Source organism: Mycobacterium europaeum, from assembly GCF_002102155.1.
In the GTDB taxonomy this organism is placed as follows: domain Bacteria; phylum Actinomycetota; class Actinomycetes; order Mycobacteriales; family Mycobacteriaceae; genus Mycobacterium; species Mycobacterium europaeum.
In genome coordinates, this window is the sequence record NZ_LQOU01000019.1 from 76,771 (window position 1) to 99,378 (window position 22,608).

General features: G+C 66.8%; 19 protein-coding genes. 4 read left to right on the forward strand and 15 right to left on the reverse strand.

Annotated features, from left to right (window positions below; all coding sequences use genetic code 11):
• The first annotated feature begins 12 nt into the window (after window positions 1-12).
• Complete coding sequence (locus AWC03_RS09725; protein WP_085240286.1) at window positions 13-1,101, forward strand: sulfate/molybdate ABC transporter ATP-binding protein; 1,089 nt, start codon at window positions 13-15, stop codon at window positions 1,099-1,101.
• A 16-nt stretch (window positions 1,102-1,117) separates the two neighbouring features.
• Here AWC03_RS09725 and AWC03_RS09730 read toward each other — a convergent pair whose 3' ends face one another.
• The 3 genes from AWC03_RS09730 to AWC03_RS28310 form a co-directional block, all read right to left on the reverse strand.
• Window positions 1,118-1,861, reverse strand: coding sequence for a phosphoadenylyl-sulfate reductase (locus tag AWC03_RS09730; RefSeq protein WP_085240287.1), 744 nt, complete (start codon window positions 1,859-1,861; stop codon window positions 1,118-1,120).
• The gene (locus AWC03_RS09735) at window positions 1,858-3,537 is read right to left on the reverse strand and encodes a nitrite/sulfite reductase (protein ID WP_085240288.1); all 1,680 of its coding nucleotides are present in this window, start codon (window positions 3,535-3,537) and stop codon (window positions 1,858-1,860) included. The genes AWC03_RS09730 and AWC03_RS09735 overlap by 4 nt, the downstream gene beginning before the upstream one ends.
• 110 nt (window positions 3,538-3,647) lie before the next feature.
• Window positions 3,648-4,022: an Ms4527A family Cys-rich leader peptide gene (locus AWC03_RS28310; protein ID WP_420845655.1), complete on the reverse strand. Its 375-nt coding sequence runs from the start codon at window positions 4,020-4,022 to the stop codon at window positions 3,648-3,650.
• Here AWC03_RS28310 and hemW point away from each other — a divergent pair.
• Window positions 3,931-5,103 (forward strand): radical SAM family heme chaperone HemW, encoded by a 1,173-nt coding sequence (gene hemW, locus AWC03_RS09745; protein ID WP_085240290.1) that lies wholly within the window; start codon window positions 3,931-3,933, stop codon window positions 5,101-5,103. The genes AWC03_RS28310 and hemW overlap by 92 nt on opposite strands.
• A gap of 3 nt (window positions 5,104-5,106) precedes the next feature.
• Here hemW and AWC03_RS09750 read toward each other — a convergent pair whose 3' ends face one another.
• The 3 genes from AWC03_RS09750 to AWC03_RS09760 form a co-directional block, all read right to left on the reverse strand.
• Window positions 5,107-6,330 (reverse strand): sodium-dependent bicarbonate transport family permease, encoded by a 1,224-nt coding sequence (locus AWC03_RS09750; RefSeq protein WP_085240291.1) that lies wholly within the window; start codon window positions 6,328-6,330, stop codon window positions 5,107-5,109.
• A gap of 219 nt (window positions 6,331-6,549) precedes the next feature.
• Window positions 6,550-7,785: a sodium-dependent bicarbonate transport family permease gene (locus AWC03_RS09755; protein WP_085240292.1), complete on the reverse strand. Its 1,236-nt coding sequence runs from the start codon at window positions 7,783-7,785 to the stop codon at window positions 6,550-6,552.
• A 287-nt stretch (window positions 7,786-8,072) separates the two neighbouring features.
• Window positions 8,073-8,285 carry a hypothetical protein gene (locus AWC03_RS09760; protein ID WP_085240293.1) on the reverse strand — a complete coding sequence of 71 codons (213 nt, stop codon included), beginning with the start codon at window positions 8,283-8,285 and terminating at the stop codon, window positions 8,073-8,075.
• A 510-nt stretch (window positions 8,286-8,795) separates the two neighbouring features.
• Between AWC03_RS09760 and AWC03_RS09765 the strand changes: the two genes are divergently transcribed.
• Entirely contained in the window at window positions 8,796-10,148 is a 1,353-nt protein-coding gene (locus AWC03_RS09765) for a salicylate synthase (RefSeq protein ID WP_085240294.1), read from the forward strand.
• A gap of 168 nt (window positions 10,149-10,316) precedes the next feature.
• Entirely contained in the window at window positions 10,317-11,333 is a 1,017-nt protein-coding gene (locus AWC03_RS09770; protein WP_085240295.1) for an acyl-ACP desaturase, read from the forward strand.
• Window positions 11,334-11,346: 13 nt separating this feature from the next.
• Here the strand turns inward: AWC03_RS09770 and AWC03_RS09775 are convergent, their stop codons facing one another.
• The 9 genes from AWC03_RS09775 to AWC03_RS09815 form a co-directional block, all read right to left on the reverse strand.
• Window positions 11,347-12,273, reverse strand: a complete 927-nt coding sequence (locus tag AWC03_RS09775) for a MerR family transcriptional regulator (protein WP_085240296.1) — start codon at window positions 12,271-12,273, stop codon at window positions 11,347-11,349.
• Window positions 12,274-12,276: 3 nt separating this feature from the next.
• Window positions 12,277-13,773 (reverse strand): flavin-containing monooxygenase, encoded by a 1,497-nt coding sequence (locus tag AWC03_RS09780; RefSeq protein WP_420845656.1) that lies wholly within the window; start codon window positions 13,771-13,773, stop codon window positions 12,277-12,279.
• Between the two features lie 2 nt (window positions 13,774-13,775).
• Window positions 13,776-14,696, reverse strand: a complete 921-nt coding sequence (locus tag AWC03_RS09785; RefSeq protein WP_085240298.1) for a ferritin family protein — start codon at window positions 14,694-14,696, stop codon at window positions 13,776-13,778.
• A 25-nt stretch (window positions 14,697-14,721) separates the two neighbouring features.
• On the reverse strand, window positions 14,722-15,570 hold the full coding sequence (locus tag AWC03_RS09790) for an SDR family NAD(P)-dependent oxidoreductase (protein ID WP_085240299.1): 849 nt from the start codon (window positions 15,568-15,570) through the stop codon (window positions 14,722-14,724).
• Between the two features lie 3 nt (window positions 15,571-15,573).
• On the reverse strand, window positions 15,574-16,584 hold the full coding sequence (locus AWC03_RS09795; protein WP_085240300.1) for an alpha/beta hydrolase: 1,011 nt from the start codon (window positions 16,582-16,584) through the stop codon (window positions 15,574-15,576).
• 184 nt (window positions 16,585-16,768) lie between these two features.
• Entirely contained in the window at window positions 16,769-18,022 is a 1,254-nt protein-coding gene (locus AWC03_RS09800) for an HNH endonuclease signature motif containing protein (RefSeq protein ID WP_085240301.1), read from the reverse strand.
• A gap of 237 nt (window positions 18,023-18,259) precedes the next feature.
• Window positions 18,260-19,507 (reverse strand): hypothetical protein, encoded by a 1,248-nt coding sequence (locus AWC03_RS09805; RefSeq protein WP_085240302.1) that lies wholly within the window; start codon window positions 19,505-19,507, stop codon window positions 18,260-18,262.
• The gene (locus AWC03_RS09810) at window positions 19,504-20,841 is read right to left on the reverse strand and encodes a condensation domain-containing protein (RefSeq protein ID WP_085240303.1); all 1,338 of its coding nucleotides are present in this window, start codon (window positions 20,839-20,841) and stop codon (window positions 19,504-19,506) included. Before AWC03_RS09810 ends, AWC03_RS09805 begins: the two co-directional genes overlap by 4 nt.
• Before the next feature lie 88 nt (window positions 20,842-20,929).
• Window positions 20,930-22,321 carry a condensation domain-containing protein gene (locus AWC03_RS09815; RefSeq protein WP_085240304.1) on the reverse strand — a complete coding sequence of 464 codons (1,392 nt, stop codon included), beginning with the start codon at window positions 22,319-22,321 and terminating at the stop codon, window positions 20,930-20,932.
• Window positions 22,322-22,608 lie beyond the last annotated feature (287 nt).

Genomic DNA, 22,608 nt, shown 5'->3' on the forward strand with positions numbered 1-22,608 from the left:
GGAGACTCGTAGATGACCGTCAACGACACCGGGCCCGTCGACCACGCCATCGTCGTGCGCAATGCCTATAAGCGCTACGGCGACTTCGTGGCATTGGACAACGTGGACTTCGTCGTGCCTTCCGGCTCGCTGACGGCATTGTTGGGTCCCAGCGGTTCCGGCAAGTCGACCCTGTTGCGTGCCATCGCCGGGCTCGACCAGCCCGACAGCGGAACGATCACGATCAACGGTTCGGACGTCACGCGGGTGCCGCCGCAGCGGCGCGGCATCGGGTTCGTGTTCCAGCATTACGCGGCGTTCAAACACTTGACCGTTCGTGACAACGTGGCCTACGGGTTGAAGATCCGCAAGCGACCCAAAGCCGAGGTCAAGGCCAAGGTGGACAACCTGTTGGAAGTGGTGGGGCTCAGCGGCTTTCAGAACCGCTACCCCAACCAGCTCTCCGGCGGCCAGCGGCAGCGCATGGCGCTCGCGCGGGCGCTGGCGGTCGACCCGCAGGTGTTGCTGCTCGACGAGCCGTTCGGCGCCCTGGACGCGAAGGTGCGTGAGGACCTGCGCGCGTGGTTGCGGCGATTGCACGACGAGGTGCACGTGACCACGGTGCTGGTCACCCACGACCAGGCGGAGGCCCTGGATGTCGCCGACCGCATCGCCGTGCTCAATCACGGGCGCATCGAGCAGGTGGGATCGCCGACCGAGGTCTACGACGCGCCGGCGAGTGCCTTCGTCATGTCGTTCCTCGGGGCGGTGTCCACCCTGAACGGCAATCTGGTTCGGCCGCATGACATCCGGGTGGGCCGCAGCCCCGAGATGGCGATCGCGGGCGGGGACGGCACCGCGGAGTCGATCGGGGTGGTGCGCGCCACCGTCGACCGCGTGGTCGTGCTGGGCTTCGAGGTGCGGGTGGAATTGACCAGCGCCGCCACCGGAGGGCCCTTCACCGCGCAGATCACCCGCGGCGACGCCGAGGCGCTGGCCCTGCGCGAGGGCGACACGGTCTACGTGCGCGCGACCCGGACGCCGTTCATCGCCGCCAAGGCGACGGCCGATCGCGGCGACGGCCCCGCCGGCGAAGACCAAACCACGCCGACGTCGGCGTGAGGCTTCGGCCCCTCCGTTACGAGGCGTGCAGCCCGCACTCGGTCTTCGACAACCCCTGCCAGCGCCCACTGCGCGGGTCCGCCCCGGCGAGGGGCTTGGCCGTGCAGGGCGCGCAGCCGATAGACGGGTACCCGTCGTAGACAAGGGGATTGACCAACACGCCGTGCTCGTCGATGTAATTCTGCATGTCCTCGTCGGTCCACGTCACAAGCGGGTTGATCTTCACCAGCTTGAAGCCCTCGTCGAAGCCGACCACCGGGGCGTTGGCCCGCGTTCTCGCCTCGCTGCGGCGTAGGCCGGTCACCCAGGCCGAGTAGCCATTCAGGGCCCGGCGCAGCGGCACGACCTTGCGCAGCCGGCAGCACTCACCCGGGTCGCGGCCGAACAGGTTCTTCCCCAGCAGTCGGTCCTGCTCGGTCACCGTCTGCTCGGGGGTGATGTTCAGCACGTGGATGTCGTACACCGATTCGACCGCATCGCGGGTCCCGATGGTTTCGGCGAAGTGATAGCCGGTGTCCAGGAAGACCACCGGCACACCCGGCCGGACCTTGGACGCCAGATCGATCAACACGGCCTCCTGCATGCTGGAGGTCAGCACGTAATTGCAGGTGGCCCAACCGCGCGGCCCGTTGAGTCCGCCGAAAGTCTCATCGGTCCAACGCAGAACCTCGGTGGCGCTGGCGCCCTCGAGCTCCGCGGCCCCACGCGCCGCCAGGTCCCGCAGTTCGGCCTCGGTCCATTTCGTTGCTTGCCCACTCATCGTAAATCGTCCTCATCTGCCCGAATCGCCCACTGCGCGAACCGCTCTCCCGCACTGCGGTGTTTGATGAAGTTGCGCACCACCCGGTCGATGTAGTCACCCAACTCGTCACTGGTGACCTTGTGCTGGCGCAGCTTCCGCCCGAATCCGCTGTCCAGCCCGAGGCTGCCGCCCAGGTGCACCTGAAAGCCCTCGACGGAGCCCCCATGGCCGTCGTCGACCATTTGGCCCTTGAAGCCGATGTCGGCCACCTGAATTCGCGCACAGGAGTTCGGACAACCGTTGATGTTGACCGTGATCGGCACGTCGAGCGCGGCGTTGACGTCCTCGAGCCGCCGTTCCAGCTCGGGCACCAAGACCTGCGCCCTGCCCCGGGTTTCGGCGAACGACAACTTGCAGTATTCGATCCCGCTGCAGGCCATGAGGTTTCGCCGCCAATGGGACGGTCTGGTCTGCAGGCCCAGCGCCGCCAAGCCGGCAAGCACCTCGTCGAGTTTGTCGTCGGCGATGTCGAGGATGACCAGCTTCTGGTAGGGGGTGAACCGGATCCGGTCCGAGCCCGCCCGCTCCATCAGGTCGGCGATCGCCGAGAGGATGGTGCCCGAGACACGGCCGGCGATCGGAGCGGCACCAACCGCGTTGAGCCCGTTCTTGAGCCGTTGCACCCCGATGTGATCGATCGGATGCGTGAGCGGCTCGGGGGCCGGGCCGTCGATCAGCGGCCGCTTGAGGTACTCCGTTTCGAGCACCTCACGGAATTTTTCTACGCCCCAGTCCTTGATCAGGAACTTCAGCCGGGCCTTGGACCGCAGCCGCCGGTAGCCGTAGTCGCGGAATATCGACGTCACCGCCTCCCAGACCTCGGGCACCTCGTTCAGCGGCACCCAGGCCCCGACCCGCTGGGCCAGCATCGGATTGGTGGACAGGCCGCCGCCGACCCAAAGGTCCAGCCCGGGCCCGTGCTCGGGGTGGTTGACGCCGATGAAGGCGATGTCATTGATCTCGTGCGCGACATCCTGCAGACCCGAGATCGCGGTCTTGTACTTGCGCGGCAGGTCGGCGAAGTCCGGCTTGCCGATGTAGCGGCGCACGATCTCGTCGATCGCCCAGGTGGGGTCGAGCACCTCGTCGAGTGACTCGCCGGCCAGCGGTGACCCCAGGATGACGCGGGGGCAGTCGCCGCACGCCTCGGCGGTCTGCAGGCCGACGCCGGCGAGCCGCCGCCAGATCTCCGGGACGTCTTCGACCCGGATCCAGTGAATCTGCACGTTCTGCCGGTCGGAGATGTCGGCGGTGTCGCGGCCGAATTCGGTCGAGATCTGGCCGATCGTACGTAACGCGGCGGCCGACAGCGCGCCGCCGTCGCAGCGCACGCGCATCATGAAGTACTTGGCTTCGAGCAGATCGGCGTTCTCGTCCCCGGTGAACGTGCCGTCGTAGCCCTGTTCGCGCTGGGTGTAAAGCCCCCACCAGCGGAAGCGGCCGCGCAGGTCACTCTTGTCGATGCTGTCGAAGCCGGCCTTGGCGTAGACGTTCTCGATGCGCTCGCGCACCTCGAGGGGGGCGCCGGCGCGCTTCATCTCCTCGTTGGGGTTGAGCGGGTCGCGGTCTCCCAACGCCCACTGGCCTTCGTTACGAGGCTTGTTCTGGGACCCGGCGGGTCGGGCTGTGGTCATTGGAAAAGGTCTCCTTGTGGACATCGCAGGCATAGAAGCACAGCTCACCGGTGGTATCGGCGGCGCAGATCCGATGCCAGCTGGACGTACAGGTGGGCGGGTCTACGACATCAAGGGAGACAGCAACAGCTGCAAACACGCTTGAGATCAATGTGCCGCCGCGCCACGAGCGCAATGCGAAGGCTTGGCTCAGCAACGGTCACGCCTTCATTGTGCCACGCCGATGAATGCCGATGCCAACAGGTCAAAGATCCGCTCGCGGTGAGCGGAATGCCCCGATTAAGTTGGCCGGTCCGGTGGAAACACCCGGAAACACCCGGAATTTCCCGTCCGCCCGGCCCCCGGGCTGATCGGCGCGCCCTACCCGGCGGGCGCACCGTGGGATGATTTGGCATGGCACTTCGCGAGGAACGGGTCGAGCTGCCCGATCTGCAGCCCGTCCCTGGGCGGCCGTTCGGGCTGTACATCCATGTTCCGTTCTGCATAACCCGTTGCGGCTATTGCGATTTCAACACCTACACCCCGGCCGAGTTGGGTGGTGTCAACCCCGACGCCTGGCTGGCGGCGCTGCGGACGGAACTGAAGCTGGCGGCGGAGCGGCTTCCGGGGCCGACGGTGAACACCGTTTTCGTCGGCGGAGGCACACCGTCGCTGTTGGGTGGCACCCGGGTGGCCGCGGTGCTGGACATGGTCCGCGAGCATTTCACGCTGGCAAACGACGCCGAGATCACCACCGAGGCCAACCCCGAGTCGGCCTGGCCGGACTTCTTCGACGCCGTCCGCGCGGCCGGCTACACGCGGGTGTCGCTCGGCATGCAGTCGGTGTCACCGACCGTGCTGGGCGTCCTCGACCGCATTCACACCCCGAACCGGTCGGCGGCCGCCGCCCGCGAAGCGTTGGAGGCGGGCTTCGAACACGTCAGCCTCGACCTGATCTATGGCACGCCGGGGGAGTCCGACGACGATCTGCTGCGCTCGGTCGACACGGCGGTCGACACCGGCGTCGACCACGTGTCCGCCTACGCGCTGGTCGTCGAGGAAGGCACCGCGCTGGCCCGGCGGGTTCGGCGCGGCGAGCTGGCGGCTCCCGACGACGACGTGCTGGCGCACCGCTATGAGTTGGTCGATGCCCGGCTGTCCGAGGCCGGCATGTCGTGGTACGAAGTGTCCAACTGGTCGCGGCCCGGCGGTGAATGCCGACACAACCTCGGCTACTGGGATGGCGGCCAGTGGTGGGGCGCGGGGCCGGGAGCCCATGGCCATGTCGGCTCCGTGCGGTGGTGGAACGTCAAGCATCCCAACGCCTATGCGGAGGCGCTGGCCCGTGCGGCATTGCCGGTGGGGGGATTCGAGCGGTTGGACGCCGACGCCCTGCACACCGAAGAGGTGCTGCTGAAAACCCGACTGCGCCAGGGTCTTCCGTGCGAGGTGTTGACTCCCGGCGAACGGGAGCGCGCCGAAGGCGCGGTCGCCGACGGGTTGCTGGTGTCCGACGCCGACCGGTTCGTCCTCACCCCGCGTGGACGGCTGCTGGCCGACGCGGTGGTGCGCACCGTCCTGGGGTAGCGCTCAGCTCGCCGGAAACCATTGCGCGAGTGCGTGATTCATCTCGATGTAGAGCGGGATCCCGAGGGTCACGGTGTAGGAGAACGTCAAACCCAGCGCCGCCGCCAGCGGCAGGGTAGGGCTGGCCTCGGGGATGCCCAACCGCTGGACCGCGGGCAGCGTGATGTAGGACGCCGAACTGCACAACACCGCGAAGAGGACATAGGTACCCGGCTGAAAGTGGGTGTCGGTGAGGTTCGCGTAGCAGTAGGCGCCGACGATCCCCAGCAACGCAAACACGTTGGGCGCCAACAAACCGAAGACGATGAATCCGCTGCCCGCGAGTTTGAGATCCCGCAACTTGCGCGACGCCGTCATGCCCATCTCGAGCAGGAAAAGGCAGAGCGCACCCTGAAACGCCGCGACGAAAAGCTCGTTCTGGTCGTGCACCACCTTCTGGCCCTGCAGCGCGCCGATGAACCCGATGGCGATACCACCGACGAGCAGGATGAGCCCGGGGTTGAGAAACACCTCCCGCAAGATGGCTCCCGACATCAGTGGCGCCTTGTTGCGCCCCGGGTTGTCCCCATACCACTCGGGATGCTCTTGCTTTTCCAGCGAGAGCTCCAGCTCCTCCTCGATCCCGCGCTCGAGGTCGTCAGCGCCCGGGGCCCGTTCCTGCTGCTCGGCCACCTCCGGCCCCACCGCCACCGGCGCCGTGTAGCCGTCCTCGTCCGGCATGAACCCGGCCTCGTCCATGCCCCGGTGCCGCAGCCGGGCCACCAGGTAGAGCGCGACCAGGCAACCGGGAATCTCCATGAACGCCAACAGGACCGGCATGTAGGCGTCGAAGGCGATCCGCAGGCCTGTCAGGACGGCGACGCAGGTAGCGAACGTGCCCGCCGAGTCCGACCCGTAGTAGCCGGCAACCGCCGCCCGGTCGACTCGCCGCAGACTGGTCAGGTATCTGAGCAGTAAGTAGGTGAGCGCGCCCACGAGGACGTTCAGCGCGAAGCCCAGAACAACGAACCCGGCGATGTTGTCGATGTCGGCAGGTTTGACTTTCGCCAGTTCCTCGCCGCCCTGCCAGCCGATGGCCACCAGCAGGTACATGGTCAGGCCCTGATAGATCACGTACGGGAACTCGAAGCGCACCTTCAGAATCGGAATGAGGAACCCGAAATAGAAGAACAGCAGCAGCGGCTTGAAGAGATTGTGGATGAAGTTCTGCCACAACTCGTAAAGCATGTGCGCCTCCCGGCGACGCAGTCGGGCCCTGCAGGGGGCGGCAACCGACGCGCGGCCTCAAGGAATTTAGTGGAAACCCACCGCTTCGGTGAGCCCGACCCAACCCGTCGTTACGAACAATTAACAACGAGCGGAGTCGGGTGCCAGCCGGCGATCCGCCGCAATCCGTGAACGAAGCCGCTGCCCACGATGACCCGGCGATCGCTCGGCGGGGCGACCCTAGAACCAGTGCGCGATCAGCCGGTTGACCTCGATGTAGAGCGGGATCCCGATGGTGACGTTGTAGGAGAACGTCAGGCCGAGGGATGCCGCCAACGGCAGGGTGGGGCTGGCTTCGGGAATCGCCAGCCGCTGGACAGCGGGGACGGCGATGTAGGACGCCGCGCCACAGAGCACCGCGAAGAGTACGTAGGTTCCCGGCTTGAAATCGGCATGGGTCAGGGAAGAGTAGGCGTGGGCGACCAGGATGCCCAGCGGCGCAAAGATGTTCGGGGCCAGCAGGCCGAAGAAGATGAAGCCGGGGCCGGCCGTCCGCAGGTCCTTCAGCTTCCGGGAGGCGGTCATGCCCATCTCGAGCAGGAACAAGCAGAGCACGCCCTGGAACGCCAGGACGAAGAACCTGTCGTCGTCGGCGACCACCTTCTGGCCCTGCAACCCACTGACGAGGCCGATGATGATGCCGCCCATGAGCAGGACCAGCCCGGGGTTGAGGAAGACCTCTTGGAACAGCTCCCGCGAGAAGATGGGCGCCCTTTTGCGGGCGGTGTGCGGGCTCGGGTCGGGCTCCCAGTCCGGGTGGTCGAGTTTCTCCAGGGAGAACTCCAGTTCCTGCTCGATTCCGCGCTCGTGCTCGGCCTCCTCGAGGCTCTGTCCGTGCGGAGGCATCGCAGCGGCGCCGGGTCCGACTCCGACCGTGACCGGCGCGGTGTATCCCGGCTCGTCGGCCATGTTCCCGGCCGCGTCCATCCCGCGATGGCGAAGGCGTGCCACAAAGTACAGCGCCACCAGGCAGCCCGGAATCTCCATGACCGCCAACATGACCGGCATGTAGGCGTTGAACGCCATGCCGACGGCCGTCAGGACGGCCACGCAGGTGGCGAACGTGCCCGCCGAGTCCGACCCGTAATATCCGGCGACCGTCGCCCGGTCGATTCGGCGAAGGGAGGTCAGCCAATTCAGCAGCAGGTAGGCGATGCCGCCGATCAAGAAGTTGAGCACGAAGCCCAACACCATGAATCCCACGATCACTCCGACGCTGCCGGCGCTGATCTTGGCGAGTTCCTCGCCACCGTGCCAGCCGATGGCCAGCAGCAGGTACATCGTCAGACCCTGATAGATCACATAGGGGAATTCGAAGCGCACCTTCAGGATCGGAATGAGGAATCCGAAGTAGAAGAAGAGCAGCAGCGGCTTGAACAGGTTGTGGGTGAAGTTTTGCCAAAACTCTTGCAGCATCCGATGCCTTCCTCCATGAGTGCGGTGATCAGGAAAGCACCGTCCGCAAGCGGAGCCACCACGAACATCCCGACGACCGTGAAAATTTATCCCCCGCGGGTGTCCAACCGCCACTCGAATGTGCAGTACGCCGTTTAGGCGTGTCGGAGCGATCGGGGGCGGCCGAAGACGTCGAAAGCGCAGGTCAGATGCCTACCCGTGGTGATCCCCGGGACGCGGGGCGGTCGCAAGATAGTGGTGGATTTGGCGTGAAAGTGCTGTGTATTTGCTGTGGAGCTGGCGCAGAGTCAGCGATTGGACGAAATCAGCGACGGCCTCACCCCGACGCCCTTTTTCCGGTGCGTCACCGAGAGCCACGCCATCGGCGAGTAATGGGTCGTGATTTCCTCGAAACCGTCGACGCGGGAAACCCTGAGCACGCCCGTCTCTTGATTGATCTCGAGCTCGTCCCCGTCGCCGCCCTGGACCTCTTCGCCGTTCGCAAGGCGGATTACGAACATGGTGTTCCTCTCGGCATCGTCGGGCGGTATTCGTCGATCAAGCGGGTTGGTTCACGATGCGCCCGTCGCCCGACACGGGCTCGCGCAACCCTCGAACGTCCGCACTGGAGTTCACGACGCCACTCCTTTACCCGCGCCGACCGAGCTGGCCAACCACCGTACCTACAGGATTCCCTGGCCAGCGGATTCACGCGGTTAGGCAGTGATTTTAGGAAACGCTCCGTGATGTCGGCGGGGCGCTGTGCGGCCATAACGTAAACGCTCGGGAAACGTTCGGTGTCGCCGACGCCGCCGCGGCGGGGGCTCTGAGGTTCGGCGACGCCCCTCCCCGCCCTCGCCATCTGCGAAAACGGCAGACCGAACCGGGCATCGAGGCTTTGGGGGTGCGCCGCGTGTCGGGGTGGCCCGCGCGTTGATCACAAGCCTCATTCGGGTGGACGGCGGGCCGTGACCGGCGGCGGCGGGGATCGGTTGCGCGCAGTTACATAGGTTAGGCTACATTTACTAATCGTGACCCAGGTCAGCGTTCAGACGAGTTCCGCCGGCTCCGCGTCGTCACCGATTCCGCTTCCCGCTCACGTCGACCCGGCCGAGCTGGCCGCCGAGCTGGTCGCGCGGCTGCCCGAGCGGGTCGGCGAGGAATACCTGCTGTATGAGCGCCGTGGCCAATGGGTGCTGGCCAGCGGCGTGCGCGCGATGATCGAGCTGGACAGTGACGAGGTGCGCGTCATCCGAGACGGGGTGACTCGGCGGCAAGAGTGGTCGGGGCGGCCCGGTTCCGTCCTGGGCGAAGCCGTTGACAGGCTGTTGCTCGAGACCGACCATCTCTTCGGTTGGATCGCCTTCGAGTTCGGCGTCTACCGCTATGGACTGCAGCAGCGGCTGGCGCCACGAACCCCGCTGGCGCGCGTGTTCTGGCCGCGCACTCGCATCGTGGTGACCCGGGAGGAGGTCCAGCTCTTTGGCGCGACGGCGGAGCATCGCGATGCGGTAATCGGCCTGCTGGGCGACGGTGTGCCCGACGCGCGCCAGGCTCGCGCCCTCGACGTTCTCACCGACCCTTCGGGCTACCGCGATCGGGTGGCGTCGGCCGTCGGCGAGATCGCCGCCGGCCGCTACCACAAGGTGATCCTCTCGCGGCGTCTGGAAATCCCCTTCCCGCTGGACTTTCCGGCCACCTACCGGCTGGGTCGCCGACACAACACCCCGGTGCGGTCATTCTTGTTGCGGCTGGGCGGGATTCGGGCGGTCGGCTTCAGCCCCGAACTCGTCGCGGCCGTCCGTGAGGACGGGATGGTGGTGACCGAGCCCCTGGCGGGTACCCGGGCGCTGGGTCGCGGTGTGGCGCGCGACCGGCAGGCACGAGACGATCTGGAATCGAATTCCAAGGAGATTGTCGAGCATGCGATTTCGGTGCGGAGCTCGCTTCAGGAGATGACCGAGATCGCCGAATCCGGCACGGTGGCGGTCACCGACTTCATGACGGTGCGGGAGCGCGGGAGCGTGCAGCACCTCGGGTCGACGGTCACCGGGCGGCTGGGTCCGGCGAACGACCGGATGGACGCGCTGGAAGCGCTTTTCCCGGCCGTCACCGCGTCGGGGATCCCGAAAGGTGACGGGGTGGAAGCGATCCTGCGTCTGGACGAGAGCCCGCGCGGGCTGTATTCCGGAGCGGTCGTGATGTTTTCGGCCGACGGCGCCCTGGACGCGGCCTTGACCCTGCGGGCGGCCTACGAACGCGACGGCAAGGCGTGGCTGCGAGCGGGGGCCGGCATCATCGAAGAGTCCACGCCCGAGCGGGAATTCGAAGAGACCTGCGAAAAGCTGTCCACCCTCGCGCCCTATCTGGTGGCGCGCCCTTAACTCGTCTGATCGGTGGCCGGCGAAGGCCTCCGCGGCGCGGTGAGCGCCCTTTTCCGGCATAGGGACCTTTGGCCCTAGTTCGCGTTTTCCCGGCGTGTCATCTTTATGTAACCGCATGACACAGATACATTGTGCGTTACTTGACGGCACACATAACTGGAGGGCTTTGTGTCCAAAGATCTGACAAACCTGCAGCTACTCCACGAGCTGGAGCCTGTGGTCGAGGGTCTGCTCAACCGACACCTGTCGATGTTCAAAGAGTGGAATCCGCACGACTACGTCCCATGGTCGGACGGCAAGAATTTCTATGCGCTCGACGGTCAGGACTGGGAGCCCGGCGACACCCGACTGCCCGACGTCGCGCAGGTGGCGATGGTGCAGAACCTGCTGACAGAGGACAATTTGCCGTCTTATCACCGCGAGATCGCGATGAACTTCAGCATGGACGGCCCTTGGGGGCAGTGGGTCAACAGGTGGACGGCCGAGGAGGCCAGGCACAGCACGGCGCTGCGCGACTATCTGGTGGTCACCCGCGCCGTCGACCCGGTGGCGTTGGAGAAGCTGCGCATGGAGCAAATGACGCGTGGCTTCAGCCCGGGGCAGAATCAGCAGGGCGACATGTTTGCCGAGAGCCTGTTTGACTCGGTCATGTATGTGTCGTTCCAGGAGCTGGCCACCCGCGTTTCCCACCGCAACACCGGCAAGGCCTCCCAGGACCCCATCGCCGAGCGGCTGATGGCCAGGGTGTCCCACGACGAGAACCTGCACATGATCTTCTACCGGGACGTCAGTGCGGCGGGTCTGGACATCGCCCCGAACCAGGCGATGCAGTCGGTGCACCGGATCCTGCGCAACTTCAAGATGCCCGGGTTCACGGTGCCGGAGTTCCGGCGCAAGGCGGTGGTCATCGCCGTCGGCGGCGTCTACGACCCCCGAATCCATCTCGACGAAGTGGTGATGCCGGTGCTCAGAAACTGGCGCATCTTCGAACGCGAAGACTTCAGCGGCGATGCCGCGCGGATGCGCGACGACCTCGCGGTGCTGGTCAAGGAGCTCGAGCAGGCCTCCGACAAATTCGAGGAATCCAAGCAGCGCTACCTCGAGCGCGAGGCCCGCAAGACCGAGAAGATCACCGCCAGGAAGGTGCTCGAAACGGAGGGGCGGCTGACCCTGAGCGGACACTGACGCCGAAGCCCGGTCAGGCCGACGAGCTGGACTCCAGGTAGTCGGAGAGGATGCGGCTCACCAGTGACTCGATGTTGGACTCGATCGACGACGCGAGTGTGGCGGTGACCGTGGCCACGGCTTGGGTCCGGAAGCGCACCAGCATGGTGATCAGCTCGGCGATCTCGGCATCCGCCGGAAGCGGTTCGCCGGGCTTGATGCTACCCAGCACGTGCTCGGCCCCGGCGCGCACCAGCAGGTCGCTGATCTTGTCGATCTCCGGCACGATCTGCTCGTGTAGGTCGATCAGCTTTCCCAATTCGACGCCGTAGCCGCGGATTTCGTTGAACGCTTCGATCAGCTTCGGGCGGGTCACGGTGGCGTTGCCCCCGTCGACCCGGACGACCTGCAGCGCCACCAGGCGGTCGAAGGCCTCCGGGTCGTCGACGAGTCGCTGAGCGTCGACAAGCGGCATGGTCTCCGGTTTCTCGGTGGTCCAGGTGCCCACGATCGCCGTCTCCAGGCCGAGCACGTCACCCAGGTTCTTGCCTTCTTCCCAGGCGCTGAGCATTTCGCGTACGTGCGCGATGGTGTATCCGCGGTCCAGCATCGAGGTGATCAGCCGCAGTCGGGTCAGGTGGGTGTCGTTGAACAATGCGATGCGGCCGACGCGCAACGGTGGGGGAAGCAGCCCGCGGTCGCGGTAGACCCGGATGTTGCGGGTGGTGGTGCCGGCCAGCCGGGCCAGGTCGTCGATCCGGTATTCACCGGATGCGGGGTCGCCGTGGGGGTGGCGGACCGCGGCGTCGAACAGTTGCGAGACCGCCGTCTCGATCAATTGCCGGTATTCCCGCGATTGGCGCCGAACGCGCTTGGGCGCGCGCCGCACGTTGTGCAACACGCTGGCGATCGTGCCGGGTTCGGGTCGTGCAGAACGGTCGAGCGGGCGGTCCGGTGCCATGTGTCAGCCCGACGAGACGGCGGCCGCCTGGGTGCGGCGCGCCACCGCTTGGTAGTCGTCGTAGCGGAAATCCCTCATCTGCCGAAGATACTGCGTCGCGAAACCCGGGTACATCGACCCGTTGTATCCGTCCTCGGTGAGGTACCAACTGCGGCAGCCGGACATCCACGTCGTCTTCGTCAGGCGGCGCTGAATGTCGTCGTTGTGGCGCCGCTGGACCTCTTCGCGCACATCGAGATAGCGCAGGTCGTTCTCGAGGATGGCGGTGATGCCCCGCACCGCGTACTCCAGCTGACCCTCGATGTAGACCAGCAGGGAGTTGTGGCCCGGCCCGGAGTTGGGTCCGGTCATAACGAACAGATTCGGATACCCGTGCACGTTGATGCTCTTGTAAGCCTGTGCGCCACCGGCCCATTCGTCGGCCAGCGACCGGCCGTCGAGCCCGGTGACCGCAAACGGCGGACCGGTCAGGTGGACGTCGTAGCCGGTGGCGAAGACGACGCAGTCGAGCTGGTGCTCGATGCCGTCGCTGGTGCGGATGCCGGCCGGGCTCATGGTCGCGATCGGCCAGTCGATGAGCTTGCAGTTGTCGCGCTGCAGGGCGGGGTAGTAGTCGCTGGAGACCAGCATGCGCTTGCACCCCGGGCGGAAGTCCGGCGTCAGCTGGCGTCGCAGCCAGGGGTCCTTCACCTGCGCCCGCAGGTGTGCCCGCCCCAGGCGCGCGGCCACCGAAGTCAGCGGCGTGTCCCACACCAGCGCGGTGGCGCTGGCCTCGTGTCCCCAGAACAGGGCCTGACGGGCAAGGTGCTGGGCGGCAGGGACTTTGGCGAACAGGGCCTGCACGGCCGGCGGAGTGGCGGTGTCCAGGCGCGGCAACACCCAGCAGGGCGTGCGCTGGAACACCTTGACGAACCCGGCTTGCTTCACCAACTCGGGGATGATCTGGATCGCGCTGGCGCCGGTGCCGATCACGGCCACCCGCTTGCCCGCGAAATCGTAGCCGTGGTCCCAGCGGGCGCTGTGCACCTTGTGTCCGCGATAGCTGTCCAGGCCGCGAATGTCGGGAAAGCTCACGTCCGACAGCGGGCCGGAGGCCAGCACGACGGTGCGCGCGCGGAATCGCTTGCGGCCCCTGGTGGTTGCGGTCCAGACCCCGGCAGCCTCGTCGAAGGCCAGGCCGCTGACCTCCTGGCCGAATCGGATGTGGCGGCGGATGTCGAATCTGGTCGCTATGTCCTCGAGGTGCCGGCAGATCTCCGGGGCGGGGGAGTAGGTGCGCGACCAGGCCGGGTTCTTGACGAACGAATACGAGTACAGCAGCGAGGGGACGTCGCAGCTGGCACCGGGATAGGTTGTGTCGCGCCAGGTTCCGCCAACCCGGTCACCGCGTTCCAGGATCACGATGTCGTCGACCCCGGCGTCGGCCAATCGGATGGCCGCGCCCAGTCCGGTGAAGCCGGCCCCGATGATGAGCACCGCGTGGGCGCGGTCGGTTGTCATGGTCAGGCCGCCGGCTTGTAGGTGAGTTCCTTGAACCAGCTGGGCACGGGCCTCAGCAGCGTCTTGGGGTAACGGTCCGACAGCCAGACCATCGAACCGGCCAGCAGCTGATAGGGATGCCGCGGATTGACGACCATGGCGCCATGCCGCTTGAGGAGCTGGTAGGTGGGCACCCGCCAGGTGTGTTCCCCGCGCTCGCCGAGCTGCTTGAACCGCTTGACCGCGTTGTTCAGCCGCTCGGGCTCCAGTCCCATCTCGGCCATCTCGCCGTAGATGCGTTTGAGCAGCGGAACGTACATGAGCATGCCGATGATGAGGCCCGGGGATGCCGTGCGGCCGACGAGTTCGATGGCCAGTCGGCGCGCCCTAGCGTGTCCGATCAGGTCGAGCACCTCGAAATCGACTGCGATGTGCCGCGATTCATCGTTGTTGATCTTCTCGAACACCTGGTGGCACACCGGGTCTTCCACGGTGTCGAGCAAAAACTTCAGCAGCGCACCGTCGAGGGCCACCTCCAGCATCGGGATGACGGTGCCCAGCACGGACAGCGGCATGCTGTCGGCGAACGCGTCGAGCCACTCGATGGACAGCCGGATGTTGACGTTCGGCTCGGGTAGTTCCCCGTCGTCGAGCATCCCCCAGCGCTTCATGAGCGCCATCTCGGCGTTGGCGTGGCGCTGCTCCTCGGCGTGGAAGTAGCGGTAAATCTCCGCCAGCGTCGGGTCGGGCGCCTTCTTGGCCAGCGCGGCGAATCCGCGGGCGCCGACGTTCTCGATCCAGCAGAGGTCGGCCATGAAGGCCTTGAGTTTGGGGCGGAATTCGTCCCGGATGGTCTCGGCGCCGGGCGCGCCCCAGTCGATGTCGGCGAGCGCCCATTGGCGATCCTTGATCTTGGCGAGCATGGCTTCCATGTCGATGGCCACCGGGAGCTCCTTAGCGTCGGGTGGATCAGGGCACGTTGATGCGGGAAATCAGGCCGGCCGCACGCGTATAGGCCTGCGGGGCCATGCGTTTGACACTCCAGCCGATCTTGGCGTCGAGTTGCGGCATGCAGTACAGCTCGCCGCGGTCGTGGGCGTCCAGGCAGATCCGCGCGACCTTGTCCGCCGAGAATCCGGTCCAGCGCATCAGCTTGTTGGCCAGCTCGCTGGATTCCTCGCTGATGCGCCCGGACTCGATGATGTTGGTCTTCACGAAGGTCGGGCACAGCACGGTGACTCTCACCCGAGTGCCGGCCAGTTCGGCGGCCAGGGTCTCGGACAGGGAGAGCACCCCGGCCTTGCTGACGTTGTAGGCGGCCATGCCCGGGGCCGCACCGAACGCCGCCGCGGAGGCGACGTTGATGATGCCGCGGGGTGCCTGCGAGCGACCTGCTTCCCGCAGGATCGGGGTGAACACGTGGCAGCCGTGGATCGGACCCCACAAATTGATGCCCAGCGTCCACACCCAATCGTCCAGCGGCGCATCGCCGATGGCCGCGCCGCCGGCGCCGACCCCGGCGTTGTTGATCACCAGGGTGGGCGGCCCCGAAAACCACTCCTGTGACCGCTCGGCCAGCGCCTGGACGTCGTCGAACTTCGAGACGTCACAACGGACGGCCACCGCTTTGCCGCCCTGTTCGGTGATCGCGTCGGCCGTCCTTTGGGCGGCGGCTTCGTCGATGTCACTGCAGACGACCGCGCCGCCGCGGCGCCCGAGCTCGACGGCGAACGCCGCACCGATTCCGCTGCCGGCGCCGGTCACCACCGCCGACGCGCTCCGGCTGGTCTTGGATCTGCCCAGCAGCCAGTCCAGCATTCCTCAGTGGACCTCCTGGGCGAGCGCCCGCGCGTCCTGCAAGGCGTGGGCGATGAACCGCGCGACGTAGGTCACGGCCTTGGCGGCTTCTGGCGTCAGGCGCGGCAGCGCTTGAAAGACGTGCACCTGGTGTGGCCAGATCTGGAGCTCGCATCGCCCGCCCGCCGTTCGGATGTCGGCGGCGAGCCGACGCGCGTCGTCCTGGAGCATCTCCGCGCCGCCGGCCTGGATCAAGGTCTGCGGAAGTGGCGGCCCGCCGGCCACGTTCAGCGTCAGCCGTTGGTGGGCGGGATCGAGGCCGGCGTGATACATGGCGACCAGGCGGGCCGCGTCGGCGGCCCGGATCGCCGGGTCGCGGCGTATCCGTTCCCGCGCGAGGCACAGCGCGAAGGTGATGTCGTAGAGCGGAGAGAACAGCGCGAGCGCGGCGGGGTGCTCGGCCGTGACCTCCGGTTGCAGCAGCATGTCGACGGCGAGGTGCCCGCCGGCCGAATCTCCGGCGATCACAATTTGTTTCGGCGATATATTGCAGGCTCTGACCAGCCAGTCCCAGCCCGCCCGGACGTCGTCGGCGGCGGCGGGAAAGCGGTGGCGGGGTGCCAGCCGGTAGTCGACGCAGAACACCGGCAAGCCGGTCAGGGACGACAGCCAAGATGTCAACCGCCGGTGCGTCTTTGGCGAGCACACGGCGTAGCCGCTGCCGTGCACGTAGTAGATGGCACCCGCTTTTGTTGATGGAACCAGGTTTTCGCTGGTGGGTGTGCGTGGCCCGTAGACCCACTCGCCCTTCAGGCGGCGGCCGTCGGGCAGCCTCGTGTCGACGTGTTTGACGCGTGTGCCGGCAAGCGGCGGGCCGAGGGTTCCCATTATTCCGGCGATGATCCGGCGAGACAGCCACAAGCCCCATGCCCGCTCGGGTGGGAGCAGGCCGGTCACTGGCCGCAGGGTGTAAGTACTTACCGCTGCCGCACCGCGGGACCGCAATGACCCGCGAGCCGGAACACCGTCCGTCATGCCACGCAGTCAACAACAAATGGTGACATTAGTCAATGGCAGCTTTTGGGCCCGTCTGCAAAGTCGGGCAACGTGCAGCCGGCCGGCGCGCACACGTCCGTGGGGATCAGGTTGCCGGCTTTGATTGCGGGGGGCAAGCAAAAGCCGTTGCTATTAGGCGTGTTTCGGCTCGGATGGGGCTGGGCTAACCGGCCTGGTTGTTGGGCGGGGGTTGCGGTTGGAAGGGCTCATACCACCACCAGTCGGCGCGTTCGCCGGTGGGTCCGGGGCACGGCGCGACGGCGGGTGGGGCAAGGGTGGGTGGGCGCGCGAGTGACGCTGCGCCAAGTGGTTTCCCGCAGCTGTCGGTGACGGTCAGTTGGGTTGGGGGTCCGGCGATGGTGATCAGGCCGCGGTGGTGCAGCCGGTGGTGATAAGGGCAGACCAGCACCAGGTTGGCCAACTCGGTGGGGCCGCCGTCTTCCCAGTGCCGGATGTGATGCGCGTGCAGCCCACGCGTAGCGCCACAGCCGGGAACCGCGCACATGCGGTGGCGATACTCCAGCGCGCGGCGAAGCCGCCGGCTGATCGTGCGCGTCGCCCGGCCGGCGCCGATGGGCTCGCCGTCACGTTCGAACCAGACCTCACACGTGGCATCACAGGTCAGGTAGCGGCGTTCGGCCTGGGTGAGCAGCGGACCCAGATGCAGCGCCGCGGCGGGCTGCTCAAGGTCGAGATGCACGATCACCGTGGTGTGCTGCCCGTGCGGCCGCCGTGCCACGTCGGCGTCCCAGCCGGTCTCGACCAGACGCAGAAATGCCTCGAGGGTGCCCGGCACTGGCGGTGCGATCTCTGCTGACATATCGCCCTTGCCGCGGTCGTGTTTCCACTCGGCGATCAGTGCATCACGATGAGACGCCAAGGCGGCGTCGAACTTCGCCGCGTCCAGGTGCGGCAGCCTGATGCGCCAACAGGTGAACTCCTCGTCGGCGGTCTTGGTGATCGCCGGCTGCGGTTGCGGCCGAGTTTCGGGTTCGGGTCGTGGTTCTAACCTGACCGCGGTGCGCAGCTGGTTGACCGTGGCGCAATGCGCCAACTGCGCGTAATGCTCATCGGATCCGTCACCGGCGCGCGCGGCGATGACGCCGAGTTGATCCAGCGACAACCGACCTTCCCGCATGCCCTGGGCGCAGCGCGGAAACGCCTCCAGCCGGCGTGCCACGGTGCTGATCGTGTGGGCGTTGGCCGACGACAAGCCCAGCTTCCAGGCCACCAACGCCGCCACCGACCGCGCACCCGTGGCACCGCACAACTCGTCGCGATCCAGCTCGGCGACGATCTCCACGATGCGCCCGTCAATCGCATTGCGCTGGCCGGCCAACTCCGCCAACTCCTCGAACAACACATCAAGACGCTCGACGGGACTCACCACCACGGGAGGCGATGCGGTCGAAGACATAACCACATCATCGCAGCCACCCCCGACAAGTCCCGCCGGACAACCTGATTGCTTTCGCCGGACCGGTTTACCGGGGATTCTTCGCATTGGATGCGGGGGCATGGCGCTTCTTCGGCGGCGATGCCCCCCATCGGCCGGGCACGGCATAACGACGGGACGTCTTTGACGACAGCGTCGACGAAGCTGTCAGGGATTCCTGGCTGTGCTGCACAGCCGTGTCGACGCCTTGGGGGGAAGTCAGCTCATCCGCGGTCCGCCGAAGCCCGGAACCGTGCCGACCGGGATCACGGCGAGCGCGATGGCGAGAAGAGCGAACGAGCGCAACGCTTTCGGCGAGGGTTCCTGTTCGATCTCCGGTCGGCGCGCCGCGAAGAGGATGAACACCACGCCGACATCGAATGCCACGACCGTGAGCCAGCGGGTCCAGTCGTAGCCGGTCAGGAAGACCGGGCCGACCGACAGCAGTGCGGCGATGACCCAGGCGATCCGCCCGCGCAGCGCCGCGGCGAACGCGTGCAGCGGCACGCCCGAAGCGGTGCCGAGGCCCCACATCGTCGCCACGACGGCAGCCGCACCGAACAGCGCGGACATGGCCAGGCCGACTATTCCGATGTGACCGACGGTCCGGATGGCATCGCCGATTCCGCTGTCGTAGTTCGGCATCACATTGCGGCACACCCAGTCGTGGTAGTCGGTCTGCCTCGGTCGTCCGTCAATCACGTAGCGCAGCAACGTGGTCGGCGACGTCACGGTGGCGAACGGGTTGGGCATCAGGCGGTGGGGAACCGACCCGCACAGTTGCGCCCCGACGTCGTGGCGACCGAACACCGCCACGCCGGCCGTCGTGACGACGCCGGGCACCACCGCCAGCAGCGCGCCCAGCCCCCTTTTCAGGGCGCCGCCCAGGACGATGACCGCCAGCACGGCGCCCAACGCGAACTGCAAACCCACCGCCTCGTGCACGAGCGTCAACGCCGCGGTCGCCGCGCCGTAGGCCGCGCACCACGCCGTCGCCACGGCGCGCGAACGTGCGACCAGCAGCGCGCAGGAGAACAGCGCCAGGGCCGCCGCACCGAACAGGTCCGGCCGGGCCGAATAGGCCGCAAACGGGATACCGAAGGGCAGCAACGGAATCAGCATCGCAACCAGCAACCTGCGCCCAGACCAAGGTCGACCGGCGAGCACCACACCCGCGACCGTCGCCAGAGCGCACAGGTACACCGCCGTCGACAGCCACCGCAGGCCCAGCGCGACCGCGAAGTAATGGCCCGGCGCCGCCCGCACCAGCTCGCCGGCGAGCCCCCGGCGCACGAAGCCGTGTGCGTAATCGGCCGCGTAGTAGGACATCCAGTACACGTCGAGCGGAACGACCTTGATGGCGAACCACAGCACCGCCACCGCCCAGGCCGCGATCCCGGCGCCGATACCCACGTACCTGAGGCGGGACGCGTGTTCGTCCGGCCCGAGGTCGACGTTCGCCGTCAAACCCGCCCCTCGTAGCCGGTGGTGGCAAACAGCTGCAGATCGGCCAGGGCGCTGCACGCGATCTCTCGGATGTTCGCCGCGCCGTTGTCGGTGTCGCCGCGGCCCGCGATGACGTTGAGAAACCGGCTGCCGTTGATGGTTCCCGTGCTGCAGAACAATTGGCCTTGCGTGTGCTCGACGCGGCCGGGGGTGATGCCCTGTTCGGCCAGGCGGATGCAGACCTCGGCGGCGTCCTCACCGTCGATGCGGCCAACCGCTGCGTCGAGGCTTCCGAGGTTGGAACAGCCGACCGGAAGCCGGCCGGTCGACATCGCAACCCCTTCGGCGGCCCGGACCAGCCTGCGCGGGGTGTACGGGACGAGCGGCAACGCCGCGAGCATCTCGTTGGGTTGCCGTTGCAGCGACGTCAGCAGCCGTTTGATTTCCGCACGCGCGCAGCTCAAGTCGTGGGTCACCGCCGTTGCGTCAACGGCGAAGGTGATCGAGGTCAGTGCGTTGGCGCGGTCGTCGTTGCCGGTGCGGTCGCTGACCGGGAGCACGACCGTCACCGACTTTCCCTCGGGGAGCACCCTGCCCATCCGGTGGGCCAGGCGGGCCGCGAACGCGACGAAGAGGGTGTTGGCGCTTCCATTCAGACTGCGCGCACGCGCTTCCCATGCCGCGGCGTCGGTTTGCAACGTCACCGACTCCAGTGCCGTGCGGTCCTCGTCAGCGGGGGACAATGAGCCGGGCCGCCGCTCCCCACGGGGGCCTGCCGGGTTGTTGAGCATGATGACGAGCGTCGCGATCAGCGCACGGATGGCCGCCGGCAGGCCGCGTACGGCATCGGTCAGGTCCGCGGAAACGGCGCGCAGCCGGCCCCGCGAATGCGGCTGTGGGTAGCCGAAATCGCGTGTCTCCCCTTTGACCGCTTCGGTTACTGCCGTGATGAGCCCGAGTCCGTCGACGACGCAATGTGATGCCACCAAGGTGACGGCCGCACCGCCGTCGTCCAACGGCAAGAGGCCCAGGTGAAACACCGGCCCGCACTCGGGATCGACGCGAACCTGTGCGCGCCTTTCGACCCACGCGCCGATCTGCGACCGCGGTTGTCGTGGTTCCAGCGCGATGTCGGGTGAGCGGTTGTCGAGCACCCAGCGATGACGCCCGAACGGCACCGGCGAACGCTCGATGCGGCGGCCGAGCAGACCGGCACCGAGATCGTCGTTGAAGCTTCTCAGCGCATCGAGGTGCACGTCGCGGTCGTACACCCAGGTGCACTGCACCGTACTGCCTTGACCGGTGGCCCGCAGCCGCAAGAAGGCGGCCTGGTCCAGAAACGCCAGCCTGGTCATCGGCGCCCCGCTTCGACCGCTCGAGGCCGGCCCGCGAGTGCCGCGGCGCCTTCGGTACCGAGACCTCCGGCAGGAGAACGGAACTGCATCAGGCGTCGTCGTGCAGCCCGGCGTCCGCTACCCGCCTGAACTCGGCACGTATCGTCTCGACGTAGCGCAGGACGGACGCGCGGGCGACGTCGGTGCCCGGGTAGGCGACCACCAACTGCGTTCCGTCGTGCATGCGGTTGACCCACATGCAGACCGTCTCCGACAGCCGGTTGTCGCCCCAGATCCCCGCACGCAGGCCGTCGAAGTAGTCGCCGAACGGGAGCTTGCGGATGTCGATGTAGGACAGCATCGGGACGGGCCGGTCCGGAACCTCCAGACGGCCCCACGAGGCATCCGCCATCTCCAGCAAGTGGTAATAGGGCACGGTGCCGAGGGCCGTGTTCGCATCGAACGATGCCTGGGCGGCGCTGACCACCTCGGCGAAGGAGGCGCCCGCCGTCGGGATTGCCAACGGGACGAAGCTGGCCAACCAACCCACCGTGGTGGCGTGGGCGGGGTCTCGCCGGTTGTCGAAGGGCGTGAGTCCGAAGTACGTGGGCGCGCCGGTCAACCGATGTTCGGCGAGCGCAGCGCAGGCGAACACGCCACCGCTGAACCGTGCTCCCGCGGCGCGGCACGTCGCCTCGAAACGTCGGGCCTGGTCACCATCGATCAGTTCGAACACGTCGATGGCCCCCGGTGTATCCGCGGAAGCCTCGCCCAGTTCGAGCGGGAACCTCGGCAGCACACCGTTGTTGGCGTCGAGAAAGGAACGCCAGCGCCGGATTTCGGGTGAATCCTCGTCGAGGGCGGCGGTGTGGGCACGCTGCTTTGCGCTGTATTCGCGGTGACTGGGTGCCGGTGGCAGCGCGGCTTGCCCCTGCTGCAGCGCGGTGAAATACGCCGTCTGGATGTCCAGGAAGATCACACCGGCCGACATGCCGTCGGCGCGGAGGTGGTCGACGGCGATGTAGATCGTGAAACGGTCCTCGCCCTGGATGATTCCGAAGCTGAAGCAATCCCATTGCAGCGGATCGGGCGTGTCCAGGATCAGTTTGCGGATCTCGAGAGGAGCCATTTCTCCGAGATCCGTTGGCGCCAGGGCGATGTTCTCCGGGTCGGCGATTACGTAGCGGAGGATGTCGTCCTTGCCGCGGAGGGCAAACCAGTCGTGGTAGGCGTCATGGCGCCGCACATGGCTATTCAGCGCCTGCGTCATGGCATCGATATCGCAGACACCTCTGATCTCCCAGGCCCCGATGCACAACCGCGGGATGTCACGGCCGAGGCTGACCTGGCGCCGGTAATACCGAAGATGCTGCGACTGCTGGTAACTGACCGGGGCGGAATGATATTGCGCTTCGGCGGCGCGCGCGTAAGTGTCCGCGGTGGGATACCAGGACACCACGGTGCCCTCGGCCGTCCAGTCGTCCACCGTGCCCAGGAACATGCGCTGACCCTTCTTCGTCAGTTGACGGCGTCAATTCCAAAAGGCCTTGACGCAATTGCGCAGATGTTGCTGAACGACGTTGTCCTCGCCGCGGTTCGAGCCGATGCCCCCGCATGCTGGCGTAACCATAATGGGCCCCCTTGAACTCGGCAATCCGAGAGGATCTCTGAGCATCCGCCCAATTGCCGTCGTCTTTGCCGCGCGCGGTAACAACAACGCGAGTGAGCTGAATTCGCGCGCGGTCGATCCCCAAAACAGTGCTCTGACAAGCCTTTATCTCGGCGTCA

What these genes read in the sequence shown, in the direction of transcription:
- AWC03_RS09725 (WP_085240286.1), top strand. Translation starts at nt 13, where the DNA reads ATGACCGTCAACGACACCGGGCCCGTCGACCACGCCATCGTCGTGCGC.
- AWC03_RS09730 (WP_085240287.1), bottom strand. Translation starts at nt 1,861, where the DNA reads ATGAGTGGGCAAGCAACGAAATGGACCGAGGCCGAACTGCGGGACCTG.
- AWC03_RS09735 (WP_085240288.1), bottom strand. Translation starts at nt 3,537, where the DNA reads ATGACCACAGCCCGACCCGCCGGGTCCCAGAACAAGCCTCGTAACGAA.
- hemW (WP_085240290.1), top strand. Translation starts at nt 3,931, where the DNA reads ATGGCACTTCGCGAGGAACGGGTCGAGCTGCCCGATCTGCAGCCCGTC.
- AWC03_RS28310 (WP_420845655.1), bottom strand. Translation starts at nt 4,022, where the DNA reads ATGCAGAACGGAACATGGATGTACAGCCCGAACGGCCGCCCAGGGACG.
- AWC03_RS09750 (WP_085240291.1), bottom strand. Translation starts at nt 6,330, where the DNA reads ATGCTTTACGAGTTGTGGCAGAACTTCATCCACAATCTCTTCAAGCCG.
- AWC03_RS09755 (WP_085240292.1), bottom strand. Translation starts at nt 7,785, where the DNA reads ATGCTGCAAGAGTTTTGGCAAAACTTCACCCACAACCTGTTCAAGCCG.
- AWC03_RS09760 (WP_085240293.1), bottom strand. Translation starts at nt 8,285, where the DNA reads ATGTTCGTAATCCGCCTTGCGAACGGCGAAGAGGTCCAGGGCGGCGAC.
- AWC03_RS09775 (WP_085240296.1), bottom strand. Translation starts at nt 12,273, where the DNA reads ATGGCACCGGACCGCCCGCTCGACCGTTCTGCACGACCCGAACCCGGC.
- AWC03_RS09780 (WP_420845656.1), bottom strand. Translation starts at nt 13,773, where the DNA reads ATGACAACCGACCGCGCCCACGCGGTGCTCATCATCGGGGCCGGCTTC.
- AWC03_RS09790 (WP_085240299.1), bottom strand. Translation starts at nt 15,570, where the DNA reads ATGCTGGACTGGCTGCTGGGCAGATCCAAGACCAGCCGGAGCGCGTCG.
- AWC03_RS09795 (WP_085240300.1), bottom strand. Translation starts at nt 16,584, where the DNA reads ATGACGGACGGTGTTCCGGCTCGCGGGTCATTGCGGTCCCGCGGTGCG.
- AWC03_RS09800 (WP_085240301.1), bottom strand. Translation starts at nt 18,022, where the DNA reads ATGTCTTCGACCGCATCGCCTCCCGTGGTGGTGAGTCCCGTCGAGCGT.
- AWC03_RS09810 (WP_085240303.1), bottom strand. Translation starts at nt 20,841, where the DNA reads ATGACCAGGCTGGCGTTTCTGGACCAGGCCGCCTTCTTGCGGCTGCGG.
- AWC03_RS09815 (WP_085240304.1), bottom strand. Translation starts at nt 22,321, where the DNA reads ATGTTCCTGGGCACGGTGGACGACTGGACGGCCGAGGGCACCGTGGTG.